This window comes from Brevibacterium sp. XM4083 (assembly GCF_006489205.2).
Lineage (GTDB): Bacteria > Actinomycetota > Actinomycetes > Actinomycetales > Brevibacteriaceae > Brevibacterium.
In genome coordinates, this window is sequence record NZ_VFYR02000004.1 from 147,366 (window position 1) to 159,998 (window position 12,633).

Annotated in this window: 16 protein-coding genes and 2 pseudogenes; 2 read left to right on the forward strand and 16 right to left on the reverse strand. The window is 62.7% G+C overall.

Annotated features, from left to right (window positions below):
• Positions 1-147 precede the first annotated feature (147 nt).
• Positions 148-639 carry a YajQ family cyclic di-GMP-binding protein gene (locus FJ887_RS13120; protein ID WP_137825443.1) on the forward strand — a complete coding sequence of 164 codons (492 nt, stop codon included), beginning with the start codon at positions 148-150 and terminating at the stop codon, positions 637-639.
• Between the two features lie 881 nt (positions 640-1,520).
• Here FJ887_RS13120 and FJ887_RS13125 read toward each other — a convergent pair.
• The 11 genes from FJ887_RS13125 to FJ887_RS13175 form a co-directional block, all read right to left on the reverse strand.
• Entirely contained in the window at positions 1,521-1,949 is a 429-nt protein-coding gene (locus FJ887_RS13125; RefSeq protein WP_137825442.1) for a DMT family transporter, read from the reverse strand.
• A 42-nt stretch (positions 1,950-1,991) separates the two neighbouring features.
• Positions 1,992-2,312 carry a DMT family transporter gene (locus tag FJ887_RS13130; RefSeq protein WP_137825441.1) on the reverse strand — a complete coding sequence of 107 codons (321 nt, stop codon included), beginning with the start codon at positions 2,310-2,312 and terminating at the stop codon, positions 1,992-1,994.
• Between the two features lie 36 nt (positions 2,313-2,348).
• Positions 2,349-2,837 (reverse strand): nucleoside deaminase, encoded by a 489-nt coding sequence (locus FJ887_RS13135; RefSeq protein WP_140955517.1) that lies wholly within the window; start codon positions 2,835-2,837, stop codon positions 2,349-2,351.
• Positions 2,834-3,454: a DsbA family oxidoreductase gene (locus FJ887_RS13140; protein ID WP_137825439.1), complete on the reverse strand. Its 621-nt coding sequence runs from the start codon at positions 3,452-3,454 to the stop codon at positions 2,834-2,836. The genes FJ887_RS13135 and FJ887_RS13140 overlap by 4 nt, the downstream gene beginning before the upstream one ends.
• Before the next feature lie 94 nt (positions 3,455-3,548).
• On the reverse strand, positions 3,549-4,028 hold the full coding sequence (locus FJ887_RS13145; RefSeq protein ID WP_250786243.1) for a MarR family winged helix-turn-helix transcriptional regulator: 480 nt from the start codon (positions 4,026-4,028) through the stop codon (positions 3,549-3,551).
• 32 nt (positions 4,029-4,060) lie between these two features.
• Complete coding sequence (locus tag FJ887_RS13150) at positions 4,061-4,834, reverse strand: aspartate racemase/maleate isomerase family protein (protein ID WP_137825438.1); 774 nt, start codon at positions 4,832-4,834, stop codon at positions 4,061-4,063.
• 14 nt (positions 4,835-4,848) lie between these two features.
• Positions 4,849-5,514, reverse strand: a complete 666-nt coding sequence (locus tag FJ887_RS13155; protein ID WP_111353167.1) for a transglutaminase-like domain-containing protein — start codon at positions 5,512-5,514, stop codon at positions 4,849-4,851.
• Positions 5,511-6,641: an acyl-CoA dehydrogenase family protein gene (locus FJ887_RS13160; RefSeq protein ID WP_137825437.1), complete on the reverse strand. Its 1,131-nt coding sequence runs from the start codon at positions 6,639-6,641 to the stop codon at positions 5,511-5,513. Before FJ887_RS13160 ends, FJ887_RS13155 begins: the two co-directional genes overlap by 4 nt.
• Before the next feature lie 11 nt (positions 6,642-6,652).
• Positions 6,653-7,027, reverse strand: a complete 375-nt coding sequence (locus tag FJ887_RS13165) for an ectoine synthase (protein WP_137825436.1) — start codon at positions 7,025-7,027, stop codon at positions 6,653-6,655.
• Between the two features lie 56 nt (positions 7,028-7,083).
• Complete coding sequence (locus FJ887_RS13170) at positions 7,084-7,344, reverse strand: acyl carrier protein (RefSeq protein WP_137825435.1); 261 nt, start codon at positions 7,342-7,344, stop codon at positions 7,084-7,086.
• Positions 7,345-7,347: 3 nt separating this feature from the next.
• Positions 7,348-8,709, reverse strand: coding sequence for an AMP-binding protein (locus FJ887_RS13175; RefSeq protein WP_137825434.1), 1,362 nt, complete (start codon positions 8,707-8,709; stop codon positions 7,348-7,350).
• 104 nt (positions 8,710-8,813) lie between these two features.
• Here FJ887_RS13175 and FJ887_RS13180 point away from each other — a divergent pair, with 104 nt between their 5' ends.
• Positions 8,814-9,404 carry a 4'-phosphopantetheinyl transferase superfamily protein gene (locus FJ887_RS13180; protein WP_137825433.1) on the forward strand — a complete coding sequence of 197 codons (591 nt, stop codon included), beginning with the start codon at positions 8,814-8,816 and terminating at the stop codon, positions 9,402-9,404.
• Here FJ887_RS13180 and FJ887_RS13185 read toward each other — a convergent pair.
• From FJ887_RS13185 to FJ887_RS13205, 5 genes and pseudogenes are all read right to left on the reverse strand, one after another.
• A pseudogene (locus FJ887_RS13185) lies at positions 9,401-9,544 on the reverse strand (IS5/IS1182 family transposase); the annotation flags it as partial. The gene FJ887_RS13180 and the pseudogene FJ887_RS13185 overlap by 4 nt on opposite strands.
• A gap of 295 nt (positions 9,545-9,839) precedes the next feature.
• Positions 9,840-10,163 (reverse strand): integrase core domain-containing protein, encoded by a 324-nt coding sequence (locus FJ887_RS18385; RefSeq protein ID WP_350457228.1) that lies wholly within the window; start codon positions 10,161-10,163, stop codon positions 9,840-9,842.
• Positions 10,144-11,535: an IS30 family transposase gene (locus FJ887_RS13200; protein ID WP_212743312.1), complete on the reverse strand. Its 1,392-nt coding sequence runs from the start codon at positions 11,533-11,535 to the stop codon at positions 10,144-10,146. Before FJ887_RS13200 ends, FJ887_RS18385 begins: the two co-directional genes overlap by 20 nt.
• A 98-nt stretch (positions 11,536-11,633) precedes the next feature.
• Positions 11,634-11,993 (reverse strand): annotated as a pseudogene (locus FJ887_RS18655) (DDE-type integrase/transposase/recombinase); the annotation flags it as partial.
• Positions 11,994-12,311: 318 nt separating this feature from the next.
• Positions 12,312-12,533 carry a transposase gene (locus tag FJ887_RS13205; protein WP_137825429.1) on the reverse strand — a complete coding sequence of 74 codons (222 nt, stop codon included), beginning with the start codon at positions 12,531-12,533 and terminating at the stop codon, positions 12,312-12,314.
• Positions 12,534-12,633: the final 100 nt, after the last annotated feature.

Sequence of the window (12,633 nt, forward strand, 5' to 3'; positions counted from 1 at the left end):
CGAAGAGCACTCAAGAAGAATACTAGGCCCGTGTCGCGATTGCCAACTCGGTTGACGCAGGTCACACCGGCCCCTCTCGACTAGACTCGTCTGCAGACCAGGCACGGGTTCCGACCGGCATCACTCTCACCTGAAGAAGGAGCTTCCATGGCCAGCGAATCATCGTTTGACATCGTCAGCAAGGTCGACCGCCAGGAGGCCGACAACGCCCTCAACCAGGCGGCGAAGGAGGTCAACTCCCGCTACGACTTCCGTGGCACCGACGCCTCGATCGCGTGGAGCGGCGAAGCCGTCCTCATGAAGGCCAACAGCGACGAACGCGTCAAGGCCGTCCTCGACGTCTTCCAATCGAAGCTCGTCAAGCGCGGCATCTCCCTGAAGTCCCTCGACTCGGGTGAGCCCTACCCCTCGGGCAAGGAGTACCGCATCGACGCCTCTCTCAAGGAGGGCATCGACAAGGACGAGGCGAAGAAGATCTCGAAGATCATCCGCGACGAAGGACCCAAGGGGGTCAAGGCGCAGATCCAGGGCGACGAGCTGCGCGTGAGCTCGAAGAAGCGCGACGACCTCCAGGAGGTCATCGCCCTCCTCAAGGGCAAGGACCTCGACGTCGACCTGCAGTTCACGAACTACCGTTAGTCTCCGCGAGATTGCAAGGCAGAACCCGTTCCAGTCTGCACAGAGTCCGCAGAAGGATAACTGAGTCCATCAGGGCGGTGCCGGCGGTGCGGGGTTTGTCGTCCGCGTTCGGCCATAGATTTGAGCACCGGTATAACGCGGGTGACGGCGCCAAGTGTCTAATCGCGTGATGCACGGTCACCATGTCGCAGCCTGAGGCGATGAGGCCCTAAGCATATAAGTTCCAGAGGTCATGAAACGTGTACTCTTCCATACCGCACTTCGATCGAGCTTCCCGCCAATAGTGGCCGCCTCTCCCCCGCTGGAACAGAGTCCCGCCGTCAGTTAACAGCCATTGGCAGCGGTCATCTTCACGAATCCGGTAAGTAGCAATAAGCGCTTATATGAGTTCCACCAGCTCCTCCGAGACACGGAAAGTCCGCTTCGACCCGCACTTCGGATCCTCGACCTGCACGCCGCTGTGAGACGCCCGTTACATTCATTGTCAAGCAGCAGCCGGGGTCTTCGCCTCGTAGAAGGCCTCGGCCCTGACCATCGCGAACAGAACATTGAGCCGGCGCCGAGCCAGACACCGAGCCCGAGAAGGATCAAGCCTGGCCAGTGGACTGCCACCGGAAGGATCGCGCTTCCCAGGCCCATGCACGCCAGTGCGATCGTCACGACGAAGCGACGGTTCTTGACCCAGTTCCGCCCCAGGAGCAGGAGTGGCTGGATGGCCACCACCATCAGCATCACGATGCTGATCTGGGCTCCGGCTGACATGCCGAGTGCGTCGAGAGTGCTCGGCGCTGTGGTGTAGAAGGTGTAGAACGCGGCGAGGCCCCCGCCGGCGGCCGTGGCGATTCGAGCCACGGTGCGGGCGGGGGCGGGCCGAGCCAAGGTCACTGATGCAGGTCCGGGGAGGTAGTGGCGGTGTCGTCCTTATTCTCAAGCTTCGGGCTGTCGGCGAGCTTGAGCCAGATCACTCCGCCGATGATGACGGCCAGCCAGAAGGCCTTAACCAGGGTGAGGGTTTCGTCAAAGAACACCGGCCCGAGCAGGGCGGCCCCGACCGCACCGATGCCGGCCCAGACGGCGTAGCCGATGCCGACATCAATCCTTTTCAGGGCCACGCTGAGGAAGAACAGCGTGAAGAGGAAGAAGACGATCGCGACGAGGGACCAGGTGAGGTCTGTGAAGCCCGCGCTGCCGTTGACGCTGAGGGCATATCCGATTTCGAATACTCCGGCCAGGAGGAGGGCGAACCAGGCGCCGGCCTTTTTCTCAGTCGTTTCGACAGTGGTGGTCTCGTGAGCTGCGGTGGAAGTCATGGGTGAGATTCCTTTCTCGAGATGGGTGAAGTGAACGCGGGATTAGGCAGTGCCGGCGAGGTTGAGGCCGACGACGCCGGCGATGACGACGCCGATGCCCAGGAGCTTCTTCCAAGTCAGCTTCTGAGAGAGGAAGAGTGCGCCGAGGATGACGATGCCGACACCGGCCAGGGAGGTCCAGAGCGCGTAGCCGACGCCGACGTCGAAGGTCAGCAGGGCCAGGCTGAGGAAGAAGGTGGCGATGCCGCCGTTGACGAGGGTGGCGATACTCCACCAAAGTTTGGTGAAGCCCTGCGCCTTTCCGGCAGAGATGCCGACGGCGACTTCGAAAATGATGGCGATGCCGAGGTAGAGCCAGCTCATGATGGTTGTCCTTTCAAGGGTGCATTCGGACGCTGGTCAGCGTCCGTAATTGGTCTGTGTGTGCAAGTAGCGGGAGAACGGTTCATTTCCCCGTTCTGTCGGAAGGTGGTTGAAGAGGTGGGACCGGAGCTCTTCGGTGATGCCCAGCGAGGGGTAGCTGGTGCGGTAGTCGAAGCCCCATTCGGCAGCGGTGTCGCGATCGACGGCGACGTAGATGGCGTCCACGCCGTGATGGATCGCGAAGCGATAGCACAGTCCGCAGGGCTCTCCGGTGGCCACCAGCGTGGTGCCGGAGAGGTCGTCGCGGTCATTTGCGTTGAGCACTTCGCGCATGGCGACGATCTCAGCGTGAGCGGTCGGGTCACCGGTTTCCCGCACCCGGTTGACGCCGAATCCGGAGATGACGCCGCTGCCGTCGACGAGCACGCCGACGAAGGGCAACCCTCCGGCCTCGACATGCTCGAGGCACCTCTCGACCGCCTCATCCATGACCTGGACGAGGACATCCGATGGGACGGAAGTCATGATCGGCCCTCGGCGGCCGTCGCGCCCTCGACGAGCGTGTCGACAGTCTTCTTCAGCCGAGCGGCGCTGGGCACCCCGCGTAGGAGCTGACCTTCGACCATGATGCCTGGCACGGAGGTGACGCCCACGGCGTTGACCGCGTAGTCCTGATCTGCCTGCTGCCGGGCACGTCGTTCCTCACTGCGAAGGGCCTGTTCGGCCTCCGCCCGATCGAGTCCGACCGAAACCGCCACGTCGAGAATCACCTCATCTTCACCGATGTTCCGGTCGTCTTGAAAGAAGGCTTTGAACATCGCCTCGGAGTACGCCTCGGCCTTGCCCTGCTCCTGGGCCAGTTGCAGCACCATGAACGCCTTCTCCGTGCGCGGCTGGGGAGAGATCGTCGGCAGGGTGATGGGAACATCAAGCCGGTCGGCCATCGGGTAGACGGCGTCTCTCCAGATCCGCGGCAGGTAGTCGTCCTCGGGGCGCAGAGTGGGAACGGGATCCGGTCGCAGTTCGAAGGGCCGGATCGTCACGTCGACGTCGCGGTCACGCTTGAGTTCCTCGATCGCTCCCTCGACGAGGAAGCAGAAGGGGCAGACGTAGTCGACGAAGACATCGATTTTCGTAGTCATGGTGGTCATCCTTTCGGTTCAATATGTATTCTGTTTGTATGTGCATGCATATATAACGGTAGAGATCGCCCCTCCTTCTCCAGGGTTGGCAACCTTACGAGACGAGCTTGCTGATGGTCTCGAAGGAACGGTCGAGGTCACCGAGGTCCAACTGCGGGTACTGCCTGGCTGCCCCGCTGAGGAGTTCGCAGATCTTCGCTTCGTAGGGTTCGCGGATCTCTGCCACGGAGTTGAGGCCTTTCTCGGTAATGACGGCGTAGACCCCGCGCCCGTCGTCGGGGCAGGCGTCCCGGAACGCGAGCTCCTTGTCCTCCATGCGGCCGACGAGCCGGGTCACAGAACTCTGGTTGAGGCCGACCCTGTGGGCGAGCTCGGTGATACGCAACTCCCGGTCCGAGGTTCTGCTCAAATGCAGGACTGCACGATACTCGGTCAGACCGATGCCGTAATTATCGACGAGCCATTTGCCCAGTGTCGCGTCCACCGCGGCGACGATCGCCGTGACCTGCGCCCATGCCGTGCTCAGATTGCGGGCCGGGGGGGTGTCTGCTGCCTCAGATGATTCCATGTACATGCACGTAACACTATCGTGGGCGCCCTTCTGAGTCAACCCGCGTCAAATAGGCATCCGTATCCTCTCACCCGGGACCTCAGGTCGGTGCCGTCGAGGCTTGACCACAAGAGAACTTGATTGGCGGTGAGCATCGTGATGCCGAGCATGGACTCCAGATGGTCGATCGCTCCGATGGCTCGCTGTCCGTTGCCGGCGACGAACACTGCCTGAGCGCCGGTCGCCGCGACCAGTTCCTCCACTGCTGCGGCAGTGGCCGCCGGAGTGATGGTCAGCGGGCCTCCTGTAGGGCCACTGGGGGTTGCGGAGATGATGTCGATGCCCTGGTCGAGGAAGTAGGCCTCGCCGGCTCGGCAGAGGTCGTCGTCGAACCAGGACGGCGCCATGATAGCGATTTTTTTCAGACCCAGCTTTCGGATCGCGGCGGTGGCCGCGGTACCGGTGGTGTCGAGCTTGATGCCGTGGCTGACCGTTGCCAGGCGTGTGAGCAGTTCTTGCTCACGGTGTGCTCCGATCTTGAACGAGGAGCTGGTGAAGGCCAGTCCGATGGCGTCCAAGGGCGAGCTGGAGAGGCTGTCGACCGTGCGGTCGATGATATCTGGAGCGATGAACTGCAAGACCGGGTCATGGGCGATCTTCTCGTCGATTGTCCCGCCTGGGTGCATCGGGCTGAAGTCCACGCGTGCTCCGTGAATGGTGCTGCGTGTGCCGGCGAGCATCGCCTGGGCTTCAGCCTCCGGGCCGATGTCGGCGTGAGGGGTGACGATTCCGAGTTTGAAGTCGGATTCCCAACCGTCGTATTTCCACATATGTCCTTTCCTTTCTAGTTCGGCAACGTCGTTCCGGCCAGGCTCAGCGAGGTCGGAGTGCGTCCGTAGTCGGTGACCATCTTGGGGTGCTTGGCCGCGATGAGCGAGAGCAGTGTGTCCATGTCCGGATCGACGTAGGAGCGTTGCTCGCCGCTATAGATCATCCTCGTGCTGTCACTGTTGCGCTGTTCGATGGCGTCGCCGCTGGGATTGAAGCGGAGGACGTCGATGCCGTAGAGCATGCACAGCAGCGTGTTGAAGATGGGCGCAGCTTTGATCCATCGACCGTTGAGGTAGATCCGTGCGAACCAGTGCAGGAACTCCTCACCTCCGACGAGCTCGTGCATCGCGGCGTCGGCGACGTGGTTGGTGACCACGTCGGAGCACAGCACGGCTGGAACTCCGAGCTTGCGGCACCCGGCGACGAACAGAATGCTCTTGTGCAGGCAGAAGCCGGAGGGTTCATCGACAACGTCGGAGGCGCCGAGGTCTGTGTGCAGCGCGACGTTGAAGACGTTGTAGTCGATAGTGTCGCGGACAGCGTCGTGGAGGCGTTCGACGGCCTTGGCGATATTCGCTTCGCTGTAACAGCCAGCGTCCTCGACGAACTGCGCAACGCTCGGGGCGTCGTAGTCGAGCACGGCGGTTGCCTGGGTCAGCTGGAGGTCGCGGGCGATCATGAGCTCACTCCTAACATGGTGGCGATCTTAGTGCGCAGGAGGTCATTCGATCCGGAGTAGATCGCTCCGGGGATCGCGTCGAGGAGGTTGCTCGCCAGCGGTGCCGTGGTCAGGTACCCGTTGCCGCCGTGGACACGGATGGCATTGATCGCCGAGTCGACGTTGGCCTCGCTGATGAAGACCTTGGCCGCGGCGATCGGGACGGTCACGTCCTCGAAGCCGTCCAGTCGTTCCGCGATAGATTCCAGCAGGGCTCCGCCCAGTTCGATGGCGATCTGGGTCTGCACGATCCGGTCCGCCACCAGCTGATTGCTGCCGATGCTGCGCCCGAACTGTTTGCGGTCGTTGACATACTGCACTGAGCGGGTGACCAGCTGCTCCATTTCGCCGATATTGCCGGCGAAAGCCAGCAGGATCTCGCGTTTCATGACCTGGTCGAGGATCAACAGGCCTGCGCCGCTGTGCCCGATCCGGTTGGTGATGGGTACCCTCACGTCCTCCAGCGCGACCTCTCCGATCGGCGAGGTGGTCAGCCCGGCCGTGGGCAACTGCTGGGAGGTGTCGACACCGGGCCATCCGGTCTCGACGAGGAAGGCTGAGAGCCCCTTGTCGGCGCCGTCTTCGACGGTCTTGGCGTAGATCACCAAGGTCGAGGCGATCGGTGCGTTGGTGATGAACCGCTTCGCTCCGTTCAGGACGTAGTGGCCGTTGCTGAGGACGGCAGTGCTCGTCATCTTCATCACGTCTGAGCCGGCGTCGGCCTCGGTGATGGCGTGCCCACCGATGGCGGTGCCGGATTCGGCCGCCGGAAGGTAGCGGTCCCGCAGTTGTCGATCTGCGAATGCGCGCAGGCAGTAGATGGTACTGGCCAGCTGAGTCACTGCTGAGAAGGTCAGTCCCCGGTCCGGGCTGGTGCGCCCGAGTTCACGGACCCGGTTGATGGCGGTACTCATCCCTGTGCTGCCAATGCCCTCGGCAGCGAGGAGGCTGAACAGCCCGCTCGCGGCAGCAGCATTCCACAGTCCCGTTGGAAAGCCATCCTGCCGTGAGGATGGGGTCGTGGGCGTGTACTCGCGCAAATGGTCGAGGAAGCTCGACCATGGGTCGTCGGTCAGAATCGTGCTCATGCTCGTCCTCCTCAGTAGGTGCTGAAACCGCTAGCGCTGAGCACGTGCTTCTCGTCGCCGCGGATCGGCGGGTTGAAGACGCTGACGAGTTCGAGATCCTCGTGGTCCGATGCCCGCAAGTAGTGGGGCTCGTTGCCGTCCAGGACGTAAACCACGCCGGGAGTAACCTCGAAGAAGTTGCCCTGGGTGTCTTCGACGTTGCCCGAGCCGCGGATGCAGTAGCAGGCTTCGAGGTTCTTCCGGTACTCGAGCTTGGACTCGGTGCCGGCGCGGACGACGGTGTGGGCCAGGGCGAAGCCCATGTTGTCGTTCTCGACCAAGAGGCGGTGGCTGGTGCCATTGCCCCACTCGACAGCGGAAACGTCATTCTTGGACCTGGTGAACATGGAGGTACTCCTTTTCTTCTAGAAGGGATTTCGGTGATGGTTGGTCGTGATGGAGGTCAGGAGGCCAAAGCGTCGGTCCGGTTGGCCGCGATGAAGCCGGTGATGCCTTCGGGAGTCTTCAGCTCGTCCGGGTTGATAGGGATCGTGTTGATCGGAATCTTGTAGGTCCGGGCACACCAGCCCAACAGCTGGACGGTGGTGACGCTGGTGAGAATGCCGGTCGTGAGCAGGTCGACATCGTCGGGCAACTGGTCAGCGGTGATATCGGTGGCAAAAGTCTCGACAATGTACTGCTTGACCTCGTGGATGGTGGACATTCGTTACTCGCTTTCTACGTGTGACTTGATGGTGGGCAGATCAGGTTTGCCGTTGCCGTTCAAGGGAAAGGGGCCGTCGAAGGCATGCAGCTGGTTCGGCATCGCGAAGGCAGGTAAGTGAGCGCTCATCGCCATGCGAAGCTGGAACCCGTTGACGAGGCGGCCATGGTCGGGCACAGTGTAGGCCAGATGCAGCTTCTCGTCGGAACCGGAGTTCTCTAACCACGCGCAGGCCATGCCGACCAGGGCCGTCCGGCGCGCGCAATGCTCGATCTCTTCGAGATTCACGCGCTGCCCGCGGACTTTGACCATGCGGTCGCGGCGGCCCTGGTACATCAGGTGCCCGCTTGACCAGCTGGCCTCATCCTTCATCGGGTACAGGCCCTCCCCGGTCAGCGGCAAGGGAGCGATGGTTCCCTCAGCGATGTAGCCGAGCGCCATCCACGGCGTGCGTACGAGCAGTTCCCCGTCCATGGCTTCCTCAGCCGCGTGAAGGCGGGCCAGGTCTCCGTCGGCGTCGAGGTAGACCTCGCAACCGGAGATGGGTTTGCCGATCGGTAACGTCTCAGCGGCGGCGAACTGCTCGGCCGAGAGTGTCTCGATGAGGCAGTCGTTGACCTCAGTGGCGCCATAGACGTTGTGGAACGTTGCTGTGGGGAACAGGCGCGTCGCGGCGGCACGCAGGGGTTGTGCCACGACGCCGCCGGTGAGGACGACGTCGTGAACCGAGGGGTACTCCGCATCCCTTGCGGCGTTGAGCAGTGCGTCTAGTGTGGAGGGAACGACCTGGACGAACGTCGGTCGGTACTCATCGAGCATCCGGGTCAGGTATGCCGCGTCGTGCAGTCGCGCTGCCTCCGCTGCCACCACCGTGCCGCCGGCGACCAGAACGGCCCAGGTGTCGAGGAGGGAGACGTCGAAGTTCCAGGGGCTCAGACTCAACGAGACCGTCGCGTCCTCGAAGCCGAAGTACTCGCTGCCCCAGTTCAGGAAGTGAGCCAGACCTGTCACGGGGAGGGCGACGAGCTTGGGTGCTCCCGTCGAGCCGGAGGTGGGCAGAGCGAGCACGCCGCCCTCCGAAGCGTTCGTGGAGGTCGAGCGTGTTCTGGCGAACTGTTCGACCTGCTCGGCGATCGTCTCCACGTAGGCGGCGGAGGCCGAGGTGGGCACCAGCGCTGCAACTCCTCCCCTGTTGAGAAGGCTGACGCACTCATCGATGAGGTGACGGTTCTTCGCCGCGCGGTAGATGCCGTACTCACGACCAGTGATGTCGTCCTTGCGCTCGTCTTCGCCTTCGACGATGGTGCCTGGTTCCAGGCTCAGGCCAGTCACCGCAGTATGGACGCTCGTGACTGTCATGCTCATGCTGTCCCCTTCCGTGTTCGTTGCGCGTCGAGCCGATCGGCCCGGATCGGATCCGGTCTGATCACCTCGAATGTTCTTCGATGTACATGCATTAACCTAGACTAGTGCTTGTGCATACATCAAGGTTTAACGGCGAAAACGCCAAAATGTGTCATAGATCACCGTCGCCCCTCCGTCTCTGGACGGCCTCCTGGCACAGCGGCGATGACGTTGCCGCGCTCCTTGTCGAACGAGCACTCGGGACCGAGGCCAGGCGCTATTTCCGCAGTTCAGACCGGTGTTTTCCTCTTTGTTACGAGGACAAGTACTTCTCGGTCTCACACTCCGCACTGACCGCCGCGGTAGTGGTCGCCGACGTGCCGGTCGGAGTCGACATCGAACAGCGACTCTCTTCGCCCGGGTGCGCGGACCTTGCCTGTGCCTGGTCGCCTGGCGAGCGTGCTGAACTCCAAGGCGAGGTTGCCGTCGAGCGTGTCTCCACCGAGATCTGGACGGCGAAGGAGGCCGCTGGCAAAGCCCTCGGGGTGGGATTGCAGGCGATGCCCTCAGCTATTGAGTCATCTCCTGTGCTCACTGCCGCCGCGCACAGGACCATCGTGATGCCCTCGGCGGTCGGGGAGCTCGTCCACCTGGACTCACATGGCATGTGGCACGGTGAGAGCCATCTCCGGATCGCATGGAGGCAGGACAGTTAGGGCGTGTCTGATAAATACTGTAACCAGGCGATCACACCGTTGAACACGACAGCGGCCCGGTAGACGACGGCGAGCTTGTCATATCGAGTGGCCGAGCTGATGAGTCTTTGTCGATAGGCCCCCGCGGGAGCGGCCAACGGCGTGGTCAGGCGACTCGATCAGCAGAGCCCTGTAACTCGACGATTCCCCGTTACATTCATTGTCAAGCAGCAGTCGGGGTCTTCGCCTCGTAGAAGGCCCCGGCCTTGACCATCGCGAACTGAACATTGAGCCGGCGCCGAGCCAGACACATGACTGCCGCAATATGACGCTTACCCTCAACCCGTTTCCGGTCGTAATACGCCTTCGACAACGAGTCATGACACGACGCCACCCACGCCGAGTGGAACAACGTTTCATGCCCCGGGTTTCGTAGAGGCTCCTTTTCCTGGTTTCCTAAGCAGCCACGGGTTCTGCCGCGGACTGGTTGACCCATTCAGAATGGACCTCGATCGGCGGACGGTACCCGACCGCTGAATGCAACCGCTCCTGGTTGTACCAGGCCACCCACGCCGAGGTCTCCGCGAGCACCTCGATCAATCCTGACCACACCCGTCTGTCAATCAGCTCAGCCTTGTACACCGAGTTCAACGCCTCAGCCATCGCATTGTCATACGAATCTCCGCGCGATCCCACCGACGCGACAAGCTCGGATTCCGCGAGAGCCTCGCCATAGCGAATCGACCGAAATTGGGCGAGTTCAACTAGTCGTTGCAACACCGGGTTGTTGAAGCGATCGTAGTTGCTCTTCGAAGACCTCCGCCGGCGTCTTCCAGCCGAGGACCTTCCGGGGTCGATTGTTCAGCGCGTGAGCGACTGCCTCGAGGTCCTTGGCCGACCAGCGCGACAGATCAGTGCCCTTCGGGAAGTACTGTCGCAGCAGACCATTGGTGTTCTCGTTCGTGGGTCGCTGCCAAGGCGAGTGTGGATCGGCGAAGAACACTCGCGTGCCAGTATCGAGGGTGAACTGTGCATGAGCGGAGAGCTCTTTGCCGCGGTCCCAGGTCAGGGTCTTGCGCAACTGCTCGGGCAGGCGGGTCAACGCGGTCGTCAGCGCAGCGTTCATCGCGACCGCGCCGTATCCGGCGAGGGCGGGACCGTTCTTCACCGGCGGACTCTCGCCCCAGCCGTCGAGCCTGGGCAGGTGTACCAGCAGTGTGGAGCGGCTGGAGCGCTCGATGATGGTGCCGATCGCGGACCGGCCTGTGCCGATGATCAGATCTCCCTCCCAATGCCCGGGAACCGCGCGGTCGGCGGCGTCGGCGGGACGCTCGCTGAGGACCACGTCCTCGGTGACATGCCCCCGCGGCTTGTTCTGAGTCCGCGCCCGCGGCCGGCGAAGTGCCCGCCCAGTGCGTAGGCACGCGACCAGCTCTCGTTTGAGCGCGCCGCGTCCCTCGATGAACAGGGCCTGGTAGATCGCCTCGTGGCTGATACGCATGGACTCATCATCAGCGAAATCGATCCTCAAACGATGAGAGATCTGTTCCGGACTCCACGCCGTCGCCCACCGCCGGTCCTGCCGGTGCGGCTTGTTACGCCCCTTCCAGTCGCCTGTCACTGGCCCAGCAACCCCGGTCCCGTCAGCTCGCTTGATTGACCCGTCGAGGCGTTCCTGAACGTACTGGCGAAGTCGGTCGTTGGTCACGAGCTTGGCGACTTTCGGACGTTTGGCCGCCTGCTGCGCCTTCCACTGCGCCACCACCGCCCGATACTCGGATCTACCGCCTCGAGTCGCGGCGTTGCGCCGCAGTTCCCGTGACACCGTCCCCGGGTCACGACCCAGCTCACGAGCGATCTGGCGCACTCCCAGGCCTGTGGAGCGCATGATCGCGATCTCCTCACGCTCCTCGAACGACAAGTAGCGGCCGGTGGGCGCTGCAAGCGAGATCGGTGGCATGCCACAAGCATGGCGAAACCAGCGTGTACCCACCGGCACGGACACGCCCACTGTCAACGCGGCCTCGGCCGAGGTGATACCCGTTGTGATCAGCCTCCAGAACTCACGCTGCACCGCCCGTGAGGGCTCGGGACGTCCCGGGGACCGCGTCGGGGGCCGCAATGCTCGATCCGCGCGCCACTGCCGTCGCACGCCCTCGGGCACATCGCTGGTCTTGGCAATCCAGTCCTTCGTCGCCACTCTTGCCGACCTCCATACTCGAGGTGTTGCGACGACCAATTGAATCCGCCCTGCGAGCCCCTATCGCTGTGGACCACGCAGCCGGCTGCGGCTCGTGGCCCGCCACGACGGGCCACGGCGTCCTCGATCGCCGCGACCGCCAGGCGCGATTTCATCCTGGAATCGATGGCATAGCCAACGATCTTGTTGCTGTAGACATCCTTGACTGCGCACATGTACAGCTTCCCCTCACCGTTGGGGTGCTCCGTAATATCGGTCACCCACGCTTCGTTGATCGAACTCGCGGTGAAGTCGCGTTTGACGAGGTCATCACACACCCGCGGGCCGGGCGTCTTGCCGTGTTTCCGGGCTCGTTTGATGGTGTGGGAGAACAACTGGTCCTGCGAGTACAGTCGCCACACACGACGCTCAGAGGCCCCGTAGCTGGCGGCGTGGAGTTCATCAGCGATGAACCGGTGCCCGATACTGAAGGGTCGTCGGTGTGGATGTCGTAGGCGGCATTGATTAGGTGTGCCTCGTCCCAGTCCCGATCCGAGTCGGGGCGCGCACACCATTGGTGGAACCCCTGCTTCGAGAAGCCGAGCACCCTGCAGGTCACTGCCACCGGCACCCCGGTGGCAGCATGGTCACGGTACCTGCGGGTACATCATTGTGGGTGGTGACCACCGAGCTTCACGTTCGCTTGCGAGAGATACGCTGCGGCCTCGCGGAGGATCGTGTTCTCCCGCTCAAGCCCCCGGATCCGCTTCAATGCTGCTGCCTGGGCCCGTGACTCCTCGGGATCGCTGGGCGGGTTCGAGTCCGTGCTCACGCAGGCGTGAGTCGCGAACCCAGGCTTGCAGGGCTGATTTCGATATGCCAAGGTCGGCGCAGACCTGCTTCTGGGTCATTCCGTCGTTGATGAGGTCGAGTGCTGACTGCTTGAACTCATCGGTGTAGATCTTTGGCATGACCTCTCACCTTCCTGGATTCTATCCAGTCGTGAAGTCAACCGAACCTTCAGCAGTCCCAAGCCACTGATCTGCCCCAGCGTGCTGAAGTCGCGGCTGA

What these genes read in the sequence shown, in the direction of transcription:
- FJ887_RS13120 (WP_137825443.1), top strand. Translation starts at nt 148, where the DNA reads ATGGCCAGCGAATCATCGTTTGACATCGTCAGCAAGGTCGACCGCCAG.
- FJ887_RS13125 (WP_137825442.1), bottom strand. Translation starts at nt 1,949, where the DNA reads ATGACTTCCACCGCAGCTCACGAGACCACCACTGTCGAAACGACTGAG.
- FJ887_RS13130 (WP_137825441.1), bottom strand. Translation starts at nt 2,312, where the DNA reads ATGAGCTGGCTCTACCTCGGCATCGCCATCATTTTCGAAGTCGCCGTC.
- FJ887_RS13135 (WP_140955517.1), bottom strand. Translation starts at nt 2,837, where the DNA reads ATGACTTCCGTCCCATCGGATGTCCTCGTCCAGGTCATGGATGAGGCG.
- FJ887_RS13140 (WP_137825439.1), bottom strand. Translation starts at nt 3,454, where the DNA reads ATGACTACGAAAATCGATGTCTTCGTCGACTACGTCTGCCCCTTCTGC.
- FJ887_RS13145 (WP_250786243.1), bottom strand. Translation starts at nt 4,028, where the DNA reads ATGTACATGGAATCATCTGAGGCAGCAGACACCCCCCCGGCCCGCAAT.
- FJ887_RS13150 (WP_137825438.1), bottom strand. Translation starts at nt 4,834, where the DNA reads ATGTGGAAATACGACGGTTGGGAATCCGACTTCAAACTCGGAATCGTC.
- FJ887_RS13155 (WP_111353167.1), bottom strand. Translation starts at nt 5,514, where the DNA reads ATGATCGCCCGCGACCTCCAGCTGACCCAGGCAACCGCCGTGCTCGAC.
- FJ887_RS13160 (WP_137825437.1), bottom strand. Translation starts at nt 6,641, where the DNA reads ATGAGCACGATTCTGACCGACGACCCATGGTCGAGCTTCCTCGACCAT.
- FJ887_RS13165 (WP_137825436.1), bottom strand. Translation starts at nt 7,027, where the DNA reads ATGTTCACCAGGTCCAAGAATGACGTTTCCGCTGTCGAGTGGGGCAAT.
- FJ887_RS13170 (WP_137825435.1), bottom strand. Translation starts at nt 7,344, where the DNA reads ATGTCCACCATCCACGAGGTCAAGCAGTACATTGTCGAGACTTTTGCC.
- FJ887_RS13175 (WP_137825434.1), bottom strand. Translation starts at nt 8,709, where the DNA reads ATGAGCATGACAGTCACGAGCGTCCATACTGCGGTGACTGGCCTGAGC.
- FJ887_RS13205 (WP_137825429.1), bottom strand. Translation starts at nt 12,533, where the DNA reads ATGCCAAAGATCTACACCGATGAGTTCAAGCAGTCAGCACTCGACCTC.